Genomic DNA, 13,163 nt, shown 5'->3' with positions numbered 1-13,163 from the left:
CCTTGATGTTCGCGGTTGGATCAACTGTCTACAGCATTGCTAGTGTGCCCGTACCTGTGCCATCAAACGACGTCAGGCTACTCCTCACTCTCCTTTGGGCCGAGCTTTTCAGCTTAAAGTCGTTAGTAATGTGTAATATATTACTATGTTTCGGTCGGATATTTGAAGCTCACCCAGTCGATCTTGAGCAGCGGCGTTGGGAATTTCCACGTTGGATATTTGAGCAGCCGTTTTTTGGCATCACTCTCGGCCTGTCTTTATTCTGTTTTCCTCTGCTCTTCATTATAGGGCTAAGCGGCATAATTTACCTTATCGCTGCAGGAGTTGTTCTCTATTTCACACCGCGATTTTTGGCTCGAGGGGCTATCGGTCACGGTGTTTTTATCGTTCTGTGTCTCGTTGGCGGATGCGTGCTGTCTATGCTCCTCCCACATAAAAACAACGCTATTGCATGTGAGGCCGACAAGATTGTGCCGCTTCGCTCCGGCACGACAGTGGCATGTGACGAGTACGCCTTCATCGAAAAAGCGGCGGGACTGATCATAGAACACCGTCAGTCATCAATATTCGTGCCACTAAAAGATCTCGCGCCTTATGAGATAAAAGCACTTGGGCCTGGAAGCTGGTTGATAAGAAGCCGGGTCAGGCCACATCTCTGAGCCAAACCATACCTACCACTGTCTTCAAATAGTGAACAAATAGTCTTCAGTTGTTCATCTGTGCGAACGGGGCAATTTGGCGCATATGTTGGGCACACATTCCTGCCACCCGGCATCACCTTCGGAGACACCCAATGTCCAGCAGCCAGAACGCACTCGTGCTCCTCGCACGCATTCTTCTCTCCTTCATTTTCATCTGGTCCGGCTTCGGCAAGCTGGCCGATCCTGCCGGTACGGCTGGCATGATCACCGGCGCTGGCCTTCCTGCTGCAACCGCGCTGGCCTATCTGGCTGGTCTGTTTGAACTGGTTGCGGGTCTTGCCATTCTCGTCGGTTTCCAGACAAAGATCGCCGCCTGGGCGCTGGCGGTGTTCTGCGTATTCACCGGTCTCGTGTTCCACAGCGGCACGGTTGCCGTTCCCGGCTGGCCTGATGCGGCTCTGGGCTGGATCAACACGCTGAACGGCATCATGCTGATGAAGAACATTACGCTGGCTGGCGCTTACATCCTGCTTGCCACTTTCGGCGCAGGAGCCTATTCGCTCGACGCCCGCCGCGGCCTCAGCCTCGCCCACGCGTAAGCTGATGCTCAATTCATAAAGAAGGCCGCTGGATTGCTCCGGCGGCTTTTTTGTATTTTTGATATCCAGCGTCGTTTTCTACAGGGCAGACGTCAGACGTGAAACGATATCCGCCACAACAGCATCCCCTTCATGCTCCGGTTTGCGTGCCCGGATGAAACAGGCTTGTGAGCGCAGAATGACGCCGTCCGTCAAAATTTTGAGATGGTTTGCCGCCAGCGTCGAGCCGGTGGAGGTGATATCGACGATGATATCCGCCTGCCCCGCCGCCGGAGCGCCCTCGGTCGCGCCCAGGCTTTCGACGATGCGGTAAAGCTGGATGCCGTGCTGGCGCGAGAAGAACTGCTGCGTCAGTCGCCAGTACTTCGTAGCGATGGCAAGGCGGCGGCCGTGGCGGGCGCGAAACTCGGCGGCGACGTCGCCGAGATCGGCCATGCTGTCCACATCCAGCCAGATTTCCGGCACCGCAACCACAACATCGGCATGGCCGAAACCAAGACGCGCGCAGAACTCGACGCGCTTATCCACATCAACAAGATCCTCGCGCACGAGGTCCTCGCCGGTCACGCCGAAATCCACCGTGCCATTGCCGATTTCTCTGGCAATTTCGGATGCCGAGAGATAGGCGATTTCGATATCGTCGCGTCCCTCGACCCGGCCGCGATAGGACCGCTCATTGCCGATGGCCAGAACTTTGAGGCCTGCACGCTCCAGAATGGCGGAGGCGTCTTCCTTCATGCGGCCCTTGGAGGGCAAGGCGATGGTCATGGTCATGGCTTGGCCCTCACGGCTTCGATGCGATCCAGCCAGAGCGAGAAACCGACCGCCGGGATCTTGTCTTTTGCGCCGAGCAGCGTCATCAGCCGGTCGAAACGACCACCACCGGCCAGCACCGCCCCCTCACCGTCCACGACGACCTCGAAGACAAGGCCCGTATAATAATCCAGCGGACGCCCGAAGGCCGCACGATAGGCGATGCCATCCAGATCGATACCGCCATTGGCCAGTGCCGCAACGCGCGCATCAAAGGCAGACAGCGCGCTGTCCAGTTTCAACTTCGCCTTGTCGGCAAATTCGGCAAGCGTCTGCGATGCCTGCGATAGCGGTGCTTGCAGGGCAAGGAACTGTTTCAGCAATTCGAAGCTCTCATCTGGCAGACGCGTCGCGGCGAGCGCCAGTTTCTCGCGCAGACGGCGAGCGATTTCCTGCGGGGACCGGCTGGCATTGGTGGAATAGCCGGTGTCTTCCATGACGCTGTCAATATAGTCGACCAGCACCTTTTCCTCACCCGTTGCGAGCAGGCCTGCGACGCGGGCATCGAGCCCTGTCATCGGCTTGGGGCTGACGAGACTTTGCAGCAGTGCTTCCAGTTGAACTGTGTCACCAAACGCGTGAACCAGCCGCTTCTGCCAGCCGAGCGGCAGGCCAAGTGCTGCGACGACCGCCTCGAACACCTGCTGGTCACCCAGCGTGACGACAAGCTTACGACCCGGCAAAAGGCGCTTCAAAATACCGGTCGCGTCGCTGATCGCGCGGGCATCGGCGGCCGCAATATTGGTATCGCCGAGATCCTCGATACCAGCCTGATAAAACTCGCTCGCCCCATCCCGCCGCTGGCGAAAGACCTCCCCCAGATACGAGTATCGCTTGGGCGTCCCGGTGGCGGTTTCAATGTGGCGAAGACAAACCGGAATGGTGAATTCCGGGCGCAGACACAGGCTCGCGCCCGTTTCGCTCTCCGTCATGAAAATCCGCCGCCGCAGGTCCTCGCCTGCCATATCCAGAAAAGGTTCTGCTGGCTGGATGACAGGCGTGCTCACGCGACTGGTGCGACGCGCATCGAATTCATCCAAGAGGTCACCGGCAAAATCCGGCATGTCGATCAGGGGCATGAAATGCTACTTTTCATCACGGAGGAGCGGCTGCATCAGTTCGATGCGATTTCCAAAAGGGTCATAGACGTAGAAGCGGTCATAGCCGTCCAACGGCTCATCCTCAACCACGTGGTGGCCTGCCAACTCGAATGTTTTCCGAAAACGGGCCAAATCCTCGACCTGAAAAGCAGGATGAGCTTTCGCCGCTGGCTTGAAATCCGCGTCGACACCGAGATGAACGCGCACCGCGCCGCTTTCAAACCAGCATCCACCCCGCTTGGCCAGATTGTCGGGTTTTGCCCGCTCAGACAATCCAAGAAGGCCAGCGTAGAAATTACGCGCATCCTCCTCACGGCCTGCAGGCATGGCAAGTTGAACGTGATCGAGGGCGATGATGCTCATCCTGTCACTTGCTTCCGGCTTCGCGCTGACGATCCTCGGCCTGGGTTGCCAGAATTTCCTTGACCTTCGCAACCAGTTCCGCTTCCGGCACGATGACCTGCGCCACACGGGCTTCGCGCCACGTGGCATTGTCCTCGATCTCGCCGGACAACCGCTTGCCTTCGATCAGATCCTTGATCTGCACCACGCCTTCAGCCCGCTCATCACCGCCCTGAATGATGGCGATGGGAGCGCCCATGCGGTCGGCATATTTCAGCTGATTGCCGAATTTCTTCCAGTTGCCCTGATACATTTCGGCACGAATGCCCTCATTGCGCAGCGCCTGTATAAAGCGCTGGTAACGCCCCATGCTGTCCACATCACCATCCATGACGGTGACAAGAACGGGCGCGAGCGGCTTTGTCTGGCCCAGCTTGCCAAGGTTTTTCAGCGCCGTCATCAGGCGTGAGACGCCGATGGAGAAGCCCGTAGCCGGAACCGGCTGGCCCATAAACCGCGACACCAGACCATCATAACGACCGCCGCCGCCGACAGAGCCGAACTGTACAATCTCTCCCTTCTCGTTGGGAATTTTCGCAGTTAGCTCGGCTTCGTAGACGGGGCCGGTGTAGTATTCGAGGCCACGGACGCATGAAGGGTCGATTGTTATTTGATCTTGGTAGCCTCCAAGGTCAAACAATCTGGACATAAATGCCAATTCATCAATACCTGTCGCGGCTAATTTATTCCATCCAAATGCTAACATCAGCATTTCAATGCGTGATGCATTTGTGGACTCGTTATTCTCCGAACGAATTGCACTCGTATCAATGCGATTAACCGAGCTAAGGATAAAATTACTATCTGTATTTTTGTGACTAACCTGATTGGCTTGCCAATCAACTAGCTTCAATACTTTTTCAATCTGATCCTCATCTAGCCCAGCGCCCTTTGTGAAATCGCCGGATTTATCTTTACGGCCAGGACCGAGCAGCAGCTTAACACCTTCCGGTCCAAACTTGTCGAGCTTATCAATCGCTCGCAGCACGTTCAGCCGCCGTGCCGCGTTCTCCTCACCGCCAAGCCCGATGGCTTCCATCACGCCATCCAGGACCTTGCGGTTGTTCACCCGGATCACATAATCGCCGCGCTTGATGCCCAGGGCCTCCAGCGTATCGGCCATCATCATGCACATTTCGGCATCCGCCTGCACGCCTGCGGCCCCCACCGTGTCGGCATCGAACTGCATGAACTGGCGGAAACGGCCCGGGCCGGGTTTTTCGTTGCGGAATACGTAGCCGGCGCGGTAGGTGCGGAAGGGCAGCTGTATCTCGTTGAAGTTTTCCGCCACATGGCGAGCAAGTGGCGCGGTGAGGTCATAGCGCAGGCTCATCCACTGGTCGTCATCATCCGTCAGCGAAAACACGCCTTCGTTGGGGCGGTCGCTGTCGGGCAGAAATTTGCCGAGTGCATCTGTATACTCGAACAGCGGCGTCTCGATCGGGTCAAAACCGTAGAGTTCGTAGACGCCACGGATTTTCTCGATCATCTCATTGGTGGCATGAATATCGGCGCTCGAGCGATCCACGAAGCCGCGCGGCAGGCGGGCTTTCAGTTTCTGAGGCTTTTTTGCTTTTTCACTCATGATGCCGGTCCAATTGTCTCTTGAGATCAAGCCGGTCTATTAGAGGATGAAGCCCTGTGCGGCAAGGCCGCAGGGGTGCGGTTTTGCTGGCGTGATCGGGGAAATCATGCTAGGTGGGATACACGCATCCCACTCGACCGACGGGAGAAGAGACCCATGAGCAAACAAACCGCCATTCGACTGCCCGAAGAAACGTATGAGCGCCTCAAAGCTCTGTCCGAGCGCACGGGCCGCACATCCGCCTATTACATCCGCGAGGCAATTGAAAAACATATCGAGGATATGGAGGATTTGTATCTGGCCGAAGAGGCCACGCGGCGCATTCAGCGCGGAGAGTCGAAGATTGTAAGCGCCGAGGAGTTCTGGCGTGATCTGGACAATTGAGTACGATATTGTTGTCCAGAAACAGATCAAGAAACTTGATCCGCAAACCCGTAATCGTATCCGTTCATTCCTTCATGAGCGACTGGCGCAACTCGACAATCCCCGCAAGATAGGCGAAGCTTTGAAAGGCTCCGAACTCGGCAACTACTGGCGTTACCGCACCGGCGACTACCGCATTCTCTGCGACATACAGGATAATAAGCTGTTGGTTCTCGTCATTGAAATCGGTCACCGCCGGGAAGTCTACCGTTAGATCATGATCCTCGAAGCTCTTAATTACGCCGCGACATACCGCAAGACGCCGCCGGAATTTCGCCCTCATATCCGCTATTCCGTCAATCTCTGGGCGCGGGCGAACCGTTGCAGGCAGGGCTGGGCCGAGCATGAGGACAACAGCCAGCGCTTCATTGTCTCTGCTGCGGCCAAGCTGAAACAGCGCCGCACGGCTGTCGTGCTCGGCTCCGGCCTCTTGCGGGATGTGCCGTTGCAACAGCTGGCTGCGGCCTTCGACACCGTGGTTCTGGTCGATCTCGTCCATCTGGCCAGCGTTCGTGCGAAGCTTTATGCGCGACACAGCAGAACCGTGGTTCTGAACCACCGCGATCTCTCCGGCTATGGCGATCTGGAAGCGGGAAAACCCCTGGAGCCGCTGGGCTTTCTGCGACTGGTGCCCTATCTCGACTTCGTCGTGTCCGCCAACCTTCTGTCGCAAATCGGCACCGGGATTCGCAACCGGCTGGAAAAGCACCCAGCCCCCGCAATGCCGCAGGATACCTTGCCGCAGCTCATTCAGGCGCATCTGGATGGTCTGTCGGGTCTTCCCTGCAAGGCATGCCTCATCACCGATACCGCTTTCGACGTCATCGATAAAAAAGGCGCGCCGCATCAGCACGAAGACCTGTTGCACGGCGTGACTGTTCCCAACATCGCGCGCAGGTGGGATTGGCCGGTCGTGCCGTTTGGTGAAGAAAGCCGCGATTATCAGATCATCCATAAGGTCGTTGCCAGCGAACTGACATAATGTTCACGTCCATTGGAGTTTCGATCAGCCACAGGAAGGATCATGCATGCGCCTAAAGACCACTCCCCTCGCGACCGCCCTGATCGCAACTTTCATCATACCAGCCTATGCTCAGGACAGCGGCGGCCATGCGGGCCATGATATGCCAAAGGCTGTCGCCACCGAGAGTGCTTCCACCAAAGCCTTCATGGAGGCCAGCAAGAAGATGCATGGCGATATGTCCATGGAGTATACCGGCAATGCCGACGTGGATTTCGTGCGCGGCATGATCCCGCATCATCAGGGCGCGATCAATATGGCAAAGGTTCAATTGCAGTATGGCAAGGACCCGGAAATCCGCAAACTCGCGCAAGAGGTTATCACCGCGCAGGAAGCGGAGATCGCGATGATGCAGCAGTGGCTGAAATCCAGAGGCTATTAGACGGTGTCCAAGAGGGTCGGCCCTACGGCTGCTTTTCTACCGTAATCGTGTAATTCGCACCGAGGCCACGACGGGATGAGCTGAGCACCAGGATCGGGCGTACCAGCCATTCCGTATCCGCATTTGGCGTCAGTACGGCGGTGTTCCGGCCTGCTTCGCTAAAGAAGATCGCGTCGTCTTCCGGTTTCGCGAAATCGAAAATGGCCATCACCACGAATTCGCTGCGGCTGGTGAGTGTGACCTTCAGGGTCTCGCCAGCCTTAACCTTGAGGCGATAGACATCGCCCCTGCCCTGCCGTGTCCAGCCATTCAGCACCAGCGGGCCGGTTGTCGGCATGGTAGCAGGTTTCAGGCTCTCGCCATCATCAAGCCAGATGCCGTCGACATTGCGGCCTTCCGCCTGAGCGAACGTCACGACCGACAGGGCAAGGAGAGACGTAAGCAGAATGTGGGGAAATCGGGTCACGGGCGTGAAAACTCCAGCCTCTGCGTTTCAATGCGTGGGCGGCAGTGGCAACCTTCGATGTGGTCGTTGACCATGCCCATGGCCTGCATGAAGGCGTAAATCGTGGTCGGACCGACAAAGGTCCAGCCGCGCTTTTTCAAATCTTTCGACAGGCGCGTGGAGGCGGGGGTGATCGGGTTGGCGCGCAGCGTCGCGTAATAGAAAACCGGCGGACGCTCCTCCGGCTTGGGTTCAAACGACCAGAAATAGCGCGCCAGTGAACCGAATTCGTCGCGCATCTCGATGGCCCGCCGGGCATTGTTGATGGTGGAGACGATCTTGCCACGATGGCGAATGATCCCCTTGTCGGCGACGCAGCGCTCGATATCCGTCTCGCCGAACTGCGCAACCTTTTCGAAATCGAACCCGCAGAACGCGGCGCGGAAGGCCTCACGCTTTCTCAGCACCGTCAACCAGGAGAGGCCGGACTGAAAGCCCTCCAGGCAGATTTTCTCGAACAGGCGCGTGTCGTTCTTGACCGGGCGTCCCCATTCTTCATCGTGATACAGCGCATAATCCGCCAATCCCTGCTGCCAGAAGCAACGGATCTTGCCGTCTTCGCCCGTCAAAAGTCCGGTTTCGGTCATGGCTACCACGCTCTTTTTCGTCGTCTGCCGGTGATTACCATTGATTTACTGTGTTTCAAAACGGTCCGCTAACCTTATTAAAAGGTTTCGACCAAATCGCAGCTTTTCATCAAGTGCCATTTACCATTCGCTGTCGCGGAGGTGGCAACGTGGCGATTATGTTCCGGTGTCATGTAGAGAGTTCACCCGATGTCGATGAAATCCGTTCTTCTGGCGCTGAGCTTCGTCTCCGCCGTTTCGCTGCCGGCGCTTGCCAATGATCGTTACCGGGAACGCCCGCCGGTCGTCGTCAGCCCAGACCTGACAGCACCCTGGGTGATGCAGCTTGGCGGCGCGCAGGTTCGCCCTGTCGTTTATCCGCAGCGCCCCGCACGCCCATCGCTGTTCCAGCGGCCAATCGCTCAGCCGCGCGCGCAGGCCGTGGCCGCACGGACAGGTGATCCGCGCCTGCGGATCGCGCCGCAGTTTTTACCGCAGATGGTGCAGTATCAGGGCAAGGAAGCTCCGGGTACCATCGTCATTGATACGCCAAACCGCTTTCTCTATCTCGTGATGGCAGATGGAAAAGCGCGGCGTTACGGTGTTGGCGTGGGCAAGCCGGGCTTTGAATGGGCCGGTACGCACAAGATTACCCGCAAGAATGAATGGCCAAGCTGGACACCGCCGCGCGAAATGATCACCCGCGAGGCCGCAAAAGGCCATTACCTTCCTGCCTTCATGGAAGGCGGGCCGCAAAACCCGATGGGCGCGCGCGCCATGTATCTCGGCTCGACGCTTTACCGTATTCACGGCACCAACCAGCCATGGACCATTGGCAGCAACAATTCCTCCGGTTGCATTCGTATGCGCAATGAAGATGTGACCGATCTCTATGAGCGCGTGACTGTCGGCACTCGTGTGATTGTGATCTGATAGCAACGCTAATATAAATCTTCACGCCGAGGAGTTGAAACCAGACGTGAACGTGCTTGCCGCTGCGGATGAATGATTTAATAGTTCCGGCATATTCTTTTGGCGGGGGACGCCAGGGGGCGGTAGGCACTGTCACAGGTGCTAACCGATGAGAAACGGGCGGTGATCAGACCGCCCGTTTTTTATGGCACCATCGCGATTTTCTTTGGCTTTTTGCCGCCATAAGCCCAATCCAGCAATTCAATCGTGTGGAGAATGGGTATCTCCGTGCCACTGGCGATCTGCGTGATGCAGCCGAGATTGCCCGTGGCGACGATATCGGCTTTCGTGGCTTCGATAGTCTTGACCTTGCGCGCTTTCAACTCCGCCGAAATTTCCGGTTGGAGAATGTTATAGGTTCCGGCCGAGCCGCAACAGAGATGTCCCTCTGCCGGATCGCGAACGGTATAACCCGCCGCCTTCAGCAACAGTTTCGGCACGGCCGTGATCTTCTGACCATGCTGCATGGAACAGGCCGAATGATAGGCGACCGTGAGGCCATTGCGCTCAAGAGACGGCAGATCAAGCCCGCCCAGATATTCTGTGATATCCCTTGCCAGCCCGGAAACGATCCGCGCCTTTTCAGCGTAGGCGGCATCCAGCCGCAACATGTGGCCGTAATCCTTGATGGTCGTGCCGCAGCCGGATGCGGTGATGATGATGGCATCCAGGCCGCCGCGTTCCACCTCGCGCATCCAGACATCGACATTGCGCCGCGCCGATGAGAGCGCCTGTTCTTCCCGGCCCATATGGTGCACAAGCGCACCGCAACAGCCCTCCCCTTGCGGCACCACCACCTCGATGCCAAGCCTGTTCAGAAGCCGGATGGTCGCGTCATTGATGTCGGGGTCGAGCACTTGTTGGGCGCAGCCCGACAGAAGGGCGACACGTCCACGTTGTTCGGCTTTTGGTGCATGAAGACCCGGATTTGCGAAAACCGACGCTGCTGGTTCTGATTTGGGCGCCAGATCGAGCATCGATGCAAGTGGCCTCAGCGCTTTGCTCTTGCGCAAAAGTCCTGCGACGGGTCGGCCGAGCCGCGCCATCTTCAGCGCGGTGCGGAACCGGCGTGGATAGGGCAGCACGAAGGCGAGCAGATTGCGGATCACCCGATCCATCAGCGGTCGCTTGTAGGTCTTTTCGATGTGAATGCGGGCGTGATCGACAAGATGCATATAGTCCACGCCCGAGGGACAGGTGGTCACGCAGGCAAGGCAGGACAGACAGCGATCGATATGCGTCACGACCTGAGCGTCCGCAGGGCGGTCGTTTTCCAGCATATCCTTGATCAGATAGATGCGCCCCCGCGGGCTATCCAGTTCGTTACCGAGCGTCACATAAGTGGGACAGGTGGCCGTGCAGAAACCGCAATGCACGCATTTGCGCAAAATTTTCTCTGATTGCGCGACATGGGGATCGGCGAGTTGTTGCGGGGTGAACGAGGTTTGCATGTCTAAATCCCCATCTTACCCGGATTGAAAATTCCCACAGGATCAAGCTTGGCCTTGATGCGGCGGGTCAGCTCGTGTTCGGCAACGGTCAGCGGCTCAAAGGCTGCGACACCATGGCGTGCTATGGGCAGGGCTCGGATCAAGGTAGAATGTCCACCACCCAGCGCCCTGATATGTCGGCTGAGGAGGTCAGCTTCAATACCGGCCTCCATCTGCATCCAGACAAGGCCGCCCTGCCAATCGTAAAACGCATCGATGCCCGCTTCCAATCGCAGTGCTGCGACCAGCTTGTAACCTTGCGAGGGAGCGACCGAGACGCGCCAGAGCGGCTTTCTGAGATCGGCTGCAAACGGCGTCACGTCGCGAATTTCGCGCCATAGGAGCGTGCTCTTTTCACCATCCTGTAAAATCGAAGGCCCAAATTCGGACAGGGTTGTCTGCAATTTTTGCACCCGCACCTTGACCGAAGCCTCAAGGCCTTCGACCCTTAAAACGGTTGCCGCGCCATCGGGTAGCGAACCGCTCAAAAAACGCGACCTTACGCTCTCCGGCAGATGCGCGGCACCGGAAACCTCGACGCTGGTCGCCATGGCAGCGGCCATGAGACGGGTTGCGGTCTCGTCTTCAAGGCCGGATATGACGAGCGTTGCCTGCGCAGGCGGAATGGGCAAAACGCGGAAGGTAACCTCCGTCAGGAAACCAAGCGTACCGTAAGAACCCGCCAGAAGCTTGACCAGATCGAGCCCGGTAACGTTCTTCATGACCCGCCCACCTGCCTTGATCGCCTCACCCTTGCCATTGATGAAGCGAATGCCGAGCAGACTATCGCGCGCGGCACCAGCCACGAAACGGCGCGGGCCGGACACGTTGGCGGCAAAGATACCGCCTATGGTCGGTTCGCCTGCGGTGCCCATGACGGGACGGTGGTCCATCGGTTCGAACGCCATCATCTGGTTGGCGGATATCAGTGCTGCCTCTACCTCAGCCACAGGCGTTCCAGCCTTTACCGTCATCACCATTTCAGCGGGATTGTAGGCCGCGATGCCGCTCATGTTGCGTGACGAAAGACACGCTTCGGCCTCGACCCGATTGCCGAAACCGACGCGCGTGTTGCCACCGATGATCGCCAGCGCACGGCCAGACTGCGCGTGTTCACAAATGAGGTCAGCCGCCTCGGCTTCGGTTGCAGGCAGAAGCATTTCTTTCATGATGCAGGCCGCCCGGCCAGCGGGAAGACCTTGGAGGGGTTGAGAAGCCAGCCTTCGTCGAAGGCAGATCGCACCGCCATCTGCTGCGCCAGATCGGCATCGGAATATTGATGCCGCATGAGGTCGCGTTTTTCGATGCCAACGCCGTGCTCTCCGGTCAGGCAACCGCCTGCATCGACACAAAGCCTCAGGATCTGATTGCCCGCGTCTTCCGCTTTGGCGGCCTCTTCTGGGTCATTGGCATTGAAAAGAATGAGCGGATGCATGTTGCCATCACCGGCGTGGAAGACATTGGCGACCCGCAGGCCGAGGCTGTCAACGATTTCGCCGGTTCTTTGTAGCACATACGACAATTGGCTCAGCGGCACCGTGCCGTCCATGCAGATATAATCAGAAATCCGGCCAGTTGCACCGAATGCAGATTTTCGACCCTTCCAGATCGCAGCGGCTTCCATGGCCGATTGACACTCGCGGACGGTTCTGACGCCATGTCTGCGAGCGATAGCGACGATATCGGCCAGCATCGCATCCATCTCGTCTTCAGACCCCTCAACCTCGACAATCAGCAAGGCACCGACATCAAGCGGATACCCGGCCTTGGCAAAAGCCTCGCAGATTTCGATGGCGGGTTTGTCCATGAATTCGATGGCGACGGGAATGATGCCCGTACCGATAATATCGGCCACGCAAGAGCCCGCCTCCTCCGAGGTCTCGAAACCGAACAGAACCGGCCGCGCGCCTTCCGGCTTGGCAATCAGCCGAACGGTGGCTTCCGTTACGATGCCCAGCTGGCCTTCCGAGCCGCAGACGAGGCCAAGCAGATCGTAGCCGCTGGCATCCAGATGCTTGCCGCCCAGCTCCAGCACCGAGCCATCGACCAGAACGATCTTCACGCCGAGCAGATTGTTGGTCGTCACCCCGTATTTCAGGCAATGGGCACCACCGGAGTTCATGCCGATATTGCCGCCGATGGTACAGGCGAGTTGCGAGCTGGGATCGGGCGCATAGAAGAAGCCTTGCGGGCCTGCGACATCGGAAATCGACAGATTGGTGACGCCCGCCTGCACGGTCGCTGCGCGGTTGAAGAAATCCATTTCGAGAATCCGGGTCATCTTCGAAAGACCGATTACCACGGCGTCTTCCTGCGGAATGGCACCGCCGGAAAGGGATGTGCCTGCTCCGCGCGGCACGATGGGAATGCCGTAGCGATGGCAATATTTCATGACGGCAGCAACCTGCGCGGTCGTCTTTGGCAAAGCGACCGCCAAGGGCACCTGGCGATAGGAAACGAAGGCGTCGGTCTCAAACGGCACGAGTTCTCGCGGCTCATGGACCAAACATTCTGGCGGAAGCAGATCGGCCAGGTCGGCGACGATCCTGGCGCGGTTTTCGAGCACGGAGGTTCGCGGCTTCAGGAACTCAATGGTTTGCGACATCGGTGCTCACAGGCCTCCCCACCCCAAGCGACAGATAGAGGGATGTTACGGGAGATTGT

The 13,163-nt window shown here is 57.9% G+C and carries 16 protein-coding genes; 7 read left to right on the top strand and 9 right to left on the bottom strand.

The genetic code is table 11. From position 1 onward, the window contains the following. Nucleotides 1–5 precede the first annotated feature (5 nt). On the top strand, nucleotides 6–659 hold the full coding sequence (locus EKM04_RS09785; RefSeq protein ID WP_183894158.1) for a hypothetical protein: 654 nt from the start codon (nucleotides 6–8) through the stop codon (nucleotides 657–659). A gap of 134 nt (nucleotides 660–793) precedes the next feature. Continuing rightward, on the top strand, nucleotides 794–1,240 hold the full coding sequence (locus EKM04_RS09780; RefSeq protein ID WP_183894156.1) for a DoxX family protein: 447 nt from the start codon (nucleotides 794–796) through the stop codon (nucleotides 1,238–1,240). 78 nt (nucleotides 1,241–1,318) lie between these two features. Here the strand turns inward: EKM04_RS09780 and hisG are convergent, their stop codons facing one another. The 4 genes from hisG to hisS are packed head-to-tail and all read right to left on the bottom strand — an operon-like array spanning nucleotide 1,319 to nucleotide 5,140. Then, the gene (hisG, locus tag EKM04_RS09775) at nucleotides 1,319–2,014 is read right to left on the bottom strand and encodes an ATP phosphoribosyltransferase (protein WP_183894154.1); all 696 of its coding nucleotides are present in this window, start codon (nucleotides 2,012–2,014) and stop codon (nucleotides 1,319–1,321) included. Continuing rightward, entirely contained in the window at nucleotides 2,011–3,132 is a 1,122-nt protein-coding gene (locus EKM04_RS09770; protein ID WP_183894152.1) for an ATP phosphoribosyltransferase regulatory subunit, read from the bottom strand. The genes hisG and EKM04_RS09770 overlap by 4 nt, the downstream gene beginning before the upstream one ends. A 6-nt stretch (nucleotides 3,133–3,138) precedes the next feature. Next, nucleotides 3,139–3,516 (bottom strand): VOC family protein, encoded by a 378-nt coding sequence (locus EKM04_RS09765; protein ID WP_183894150.1) that lies wholly within the window; start codon nucleotides 3,514–3,516, stop codon nucleotides 3,139–3,141. A 4-nt stretch (nucleotides 3,517–3,520) separates the two neighbouring features. Continuing rightward, a complete protein-coding gene (gene hisS / locus EKM04_RS09760) occupies nucleotides 3,521–5,140 on the bottom strand; it encodes a histidine--tRNA ligase (protein ID WP_183894148.1) in 1,620 nt (539 codons plus the stop codon). Between the two features lie 156 nt (nucleotides 5,141–5,296). Here hisS and relB point away from each other — a divergent pair, with 156 nt between their 5' ends. From relB to copM, 4 genes are read left to right on the top strand one after another with little or no spacing between them, the layout of a single operon-like run. Continuing rightward, nucleotides 5,297–5,524, top strand: coding sequence for a type II toxin-antitoxin system RelB family antitoxin (gene relB, locus EKM04_RS09755; RefSeq protein ID WP_183894146.1), 228 nt, complete (start codon nucleotides 5,297–5,299; stop codon nucleotides 5,522–5,524). Continuing rightward, complete coding sequence (locus EKM04_RS09750; RefSeq protein WP_183894144.1) at nucleotides 5,508–5,777, top strand: type II toxin-antitoxin system RelE family toxin; 270 nt, start codon at nucleotides 5,508–5,510, stop codon at nucleotides 5,775–5,777. The genes relB and EKM04_RS09750 overlap by 17 nt, the downstream gene beginning before the upstream one ends. Before the next feature lie 3 nt (nucleotides 5,778–5,780). After that, a complete protein-coding gene (locus EKM04_RS09745; protein ID WP_183894142.1) occupies nucleotides 5,781–6,545 on the top strand; it encodes a hypothetical protein in 765 nt (254 codons plus the stop codon). A 46-nt stretch (nucleotides 6,546–6,591) separates the two neighbouring features. Next, a complete protein-coding gene (copM, locus tag EKM04_RS09740; RefSeq protein ID WP_183894140.1) occupies nucleotides 6,592–6,966 on the top strand; it encodes a CopM family metallochaperone in 375 nt (124 codons plus the stop codon). A 22-nt stretch (nucleotides 6,967–6,988) separates the two neighbouring features. Here the strand turns inward: copM and EKM04_RS09735 are convergent, their stop codons facing one another. Beyond that, entirely contained in the window at nucleotides 6,989–7,414 is a 426-nt protein-coding gene (locus EKM04_RS09735; protein ID WP_412762952.1) for a hypothetical protein, read from the bottom strand. 14 nt (nucleotides 7,415–7,428) lie between these two features. After that, the gene (locus EKM04_RS09730) at nucleotides 7,429–8,058 is read right to left on the bottom strand and encodes a DNA-3-methyladenine glycosylase I (RefSeq protein ID WP_183894136.1); all 630 of its coding nucleotides are present in this window, start codon (nucleotides 8,056–8,058) and stop codon (nucleotides 7,429–7,431) included. Nucleotides 8,059–8,247: 189 nt separating this feature from the next. On the opposite strand from EKM04_RS09730, the gene EKM04_RS09725 reads away from it, so the two are divergent. Continuing rightward, on the top strand, nucleotides 8,248–8,970 hold the full coding sequence (locus tag EKM04_RS09725) for a L,D-transpeptidase (protein ID WP_174152162.1): 723 nt from the start codon (nucleotides 8,248–8,250) through the stop codon (nucleotides 8,968–8,970). Between the two features lie 182 nt (nucleotides 8,971–9,152). Here the strand turns inward: EKM04_RS09725 and glcF are convergent, their stop codons facing one another. The 3 genes from glcF to EKM04_RS09710 are packed head-to-tail and all read right to left on the bottom strand — an operon-like array spanning nucleotide 9,153 to nucleotide 13,104. Continuing rightward, the gene (gene glcF / locus EKM04_RS09720; RefSeq protein ID WP_183894134.1) at nucleotides 9,153–10,460 is read right to left on the bottom strand and encodes a glycolate oxidase subunit GlcF; all 1,308 of its coding nucleotides are present in this window, start codon (nucleotides 10,458–10,460) and stop codon (nucleotides 9,153–9,155) included. Between the two features lie 2 nt (nucleotides 10,461–10,462). Continuing rightward, entirely contained in the window at nucleotides 10,463–11,659 is a 1,197-nt protein-coding gene (locus EKM04_RS09715) for an FAD-binding protein (RefSeq protein WP_183894461.1), read from the bottom strand. Nucleotides 11,660–11,664: 5 nt separating this feature from the next. After that, nucleotides 11,665–13,104, bottom strand: a complete 1,440-nt coding sequence (locus EKM04_RS09710; protein WP_183894132.1) for an FAD-linked oxidase C-terminal domain-containing protein — start codon at nucleotides 13,102–13,104, stop codon at nucleotides 11,665–11,667. Between the last annotated feature and the right edge of the window lie 59 nt (nucleotides 13,105–13,163).

The sequence above is a fragment of the Rhizobium skierniewicense Ch11 genome, assembly GCF_023757665.1.
Lineage (GTDB): Bacteria > Pseudomonadota > Alphaproteobacteria > Rhizobiales > Rhizobiaceae > Agrobacterium > Agrobacterium skierniewicense.
This window is presented reverse-complemented; position numbering and strand designations above follow the sequence as displayed.

What these genes read in the sequence shown, in the direction of transcription:
- EKM04_RS09785 (WP_183894158.1), top strand. Translation starts at nt 6, where the DNA reads ATGTTCGCGGTTGGATCAACTGTCTACAGCATTGCTAGTGTGCCCGTA.
- EKM04_RS09780 (WP_183894156.1), top strand. Translation starts at nt 794, where the DNA reads ATGTCCAGCAGCCAGAACGCACTCGTGCTCCTCGCACGCATTCTTCTC.
- hisG (WP_183894154.1), bottom strand. Translation starts at nt 2,014, where the DNA reads ATGACCATGACCATCGCCTTGCCCTCCAAGGGCCGCATGAAGGAAGAC.
- EKM04_RS09770 (WP_183894152.1), bottom strand. Translation starts at nt 3,132, where the DNA reads ATGCCCCTGATCGACATGCCGGATTTTGCCGGTGACCTCTTGGATGAA.
- EKM04_RS09765 (WP_183894150.1), bottom strand. Translation starts at nt 3,516, where the DNA reads ATGAGCATCATCGCCCTCGATCACGTTCAACTTGCCATGCCTGCAGGC.
- hisS (WP_183894148.1), bottom strand. Translation starts at nt 5,140, where the DNA reads ATGAGTGAAAAAGCAAAAAAGCCTCAGAAACTGAAAGCCCGCCTGCCG.
- relB (WP_183894146.1), top strand. Translation starts at nt 5,297, where the DNA reads ATGAGCAAACAAACCGCCATTCGACTGCCCGAAGAAACGTATGAGCGC.
- EKM04_RS09745 (WP_183894142.1), top strand. Translation starts at nt 5,781, where the DNA reads ATGATCCTCGAAGCTCTTAATTACGCCGCGACATACCGCAAGACGCCG.
- copM (WP_183894140.1), top strand. Translation starts at nt 6,592, where the DNA reads ATGCGCCTAAAGACCACTCCCCTCGCGACCGCCCTGATCGCAACTTTC.
- EKM04_RS09730 (WP_183894136.1), bottom strand. Translation starts at nt 8,058, where the DNA reads ATGACCGAAACCGGACTTTTGACGGGCGAAGACGGCAAGATCCGTTGC.
- EKM04_RS09725 (WP_174152162.1), top strand. Translation starts at nt 8,248, where the DNA reads ATGTCGATGAAATCCGTTCTTCTGGCGCTGAGCTTCGTCTCCGCCGTT.
- glcF (WP_183894134.1), bottom strand. Translation starts at nt 10,460, where the DNA reads ATGCAAACCTCGTTCACCCCGCAACAACTCGCCGATCCCCATGTCGCG.
- EKM04_RS09715 (WP_183894461.1), bottom strand. Translation starts at nt 11,659, where the DNA reads ATGCTTCTGCCTGCAACCGAAGCCGAGGCGGCTGACCTCATTTGTGAA.
- EKM04_RS09710 (WP_183894132.1), bottom strand. Translation starts at nt 13,104, where the DNA reads ATGTCGCAAACCATTGAGTTCCTGAAGCCGCGAACCTCCGTGCTCGAA.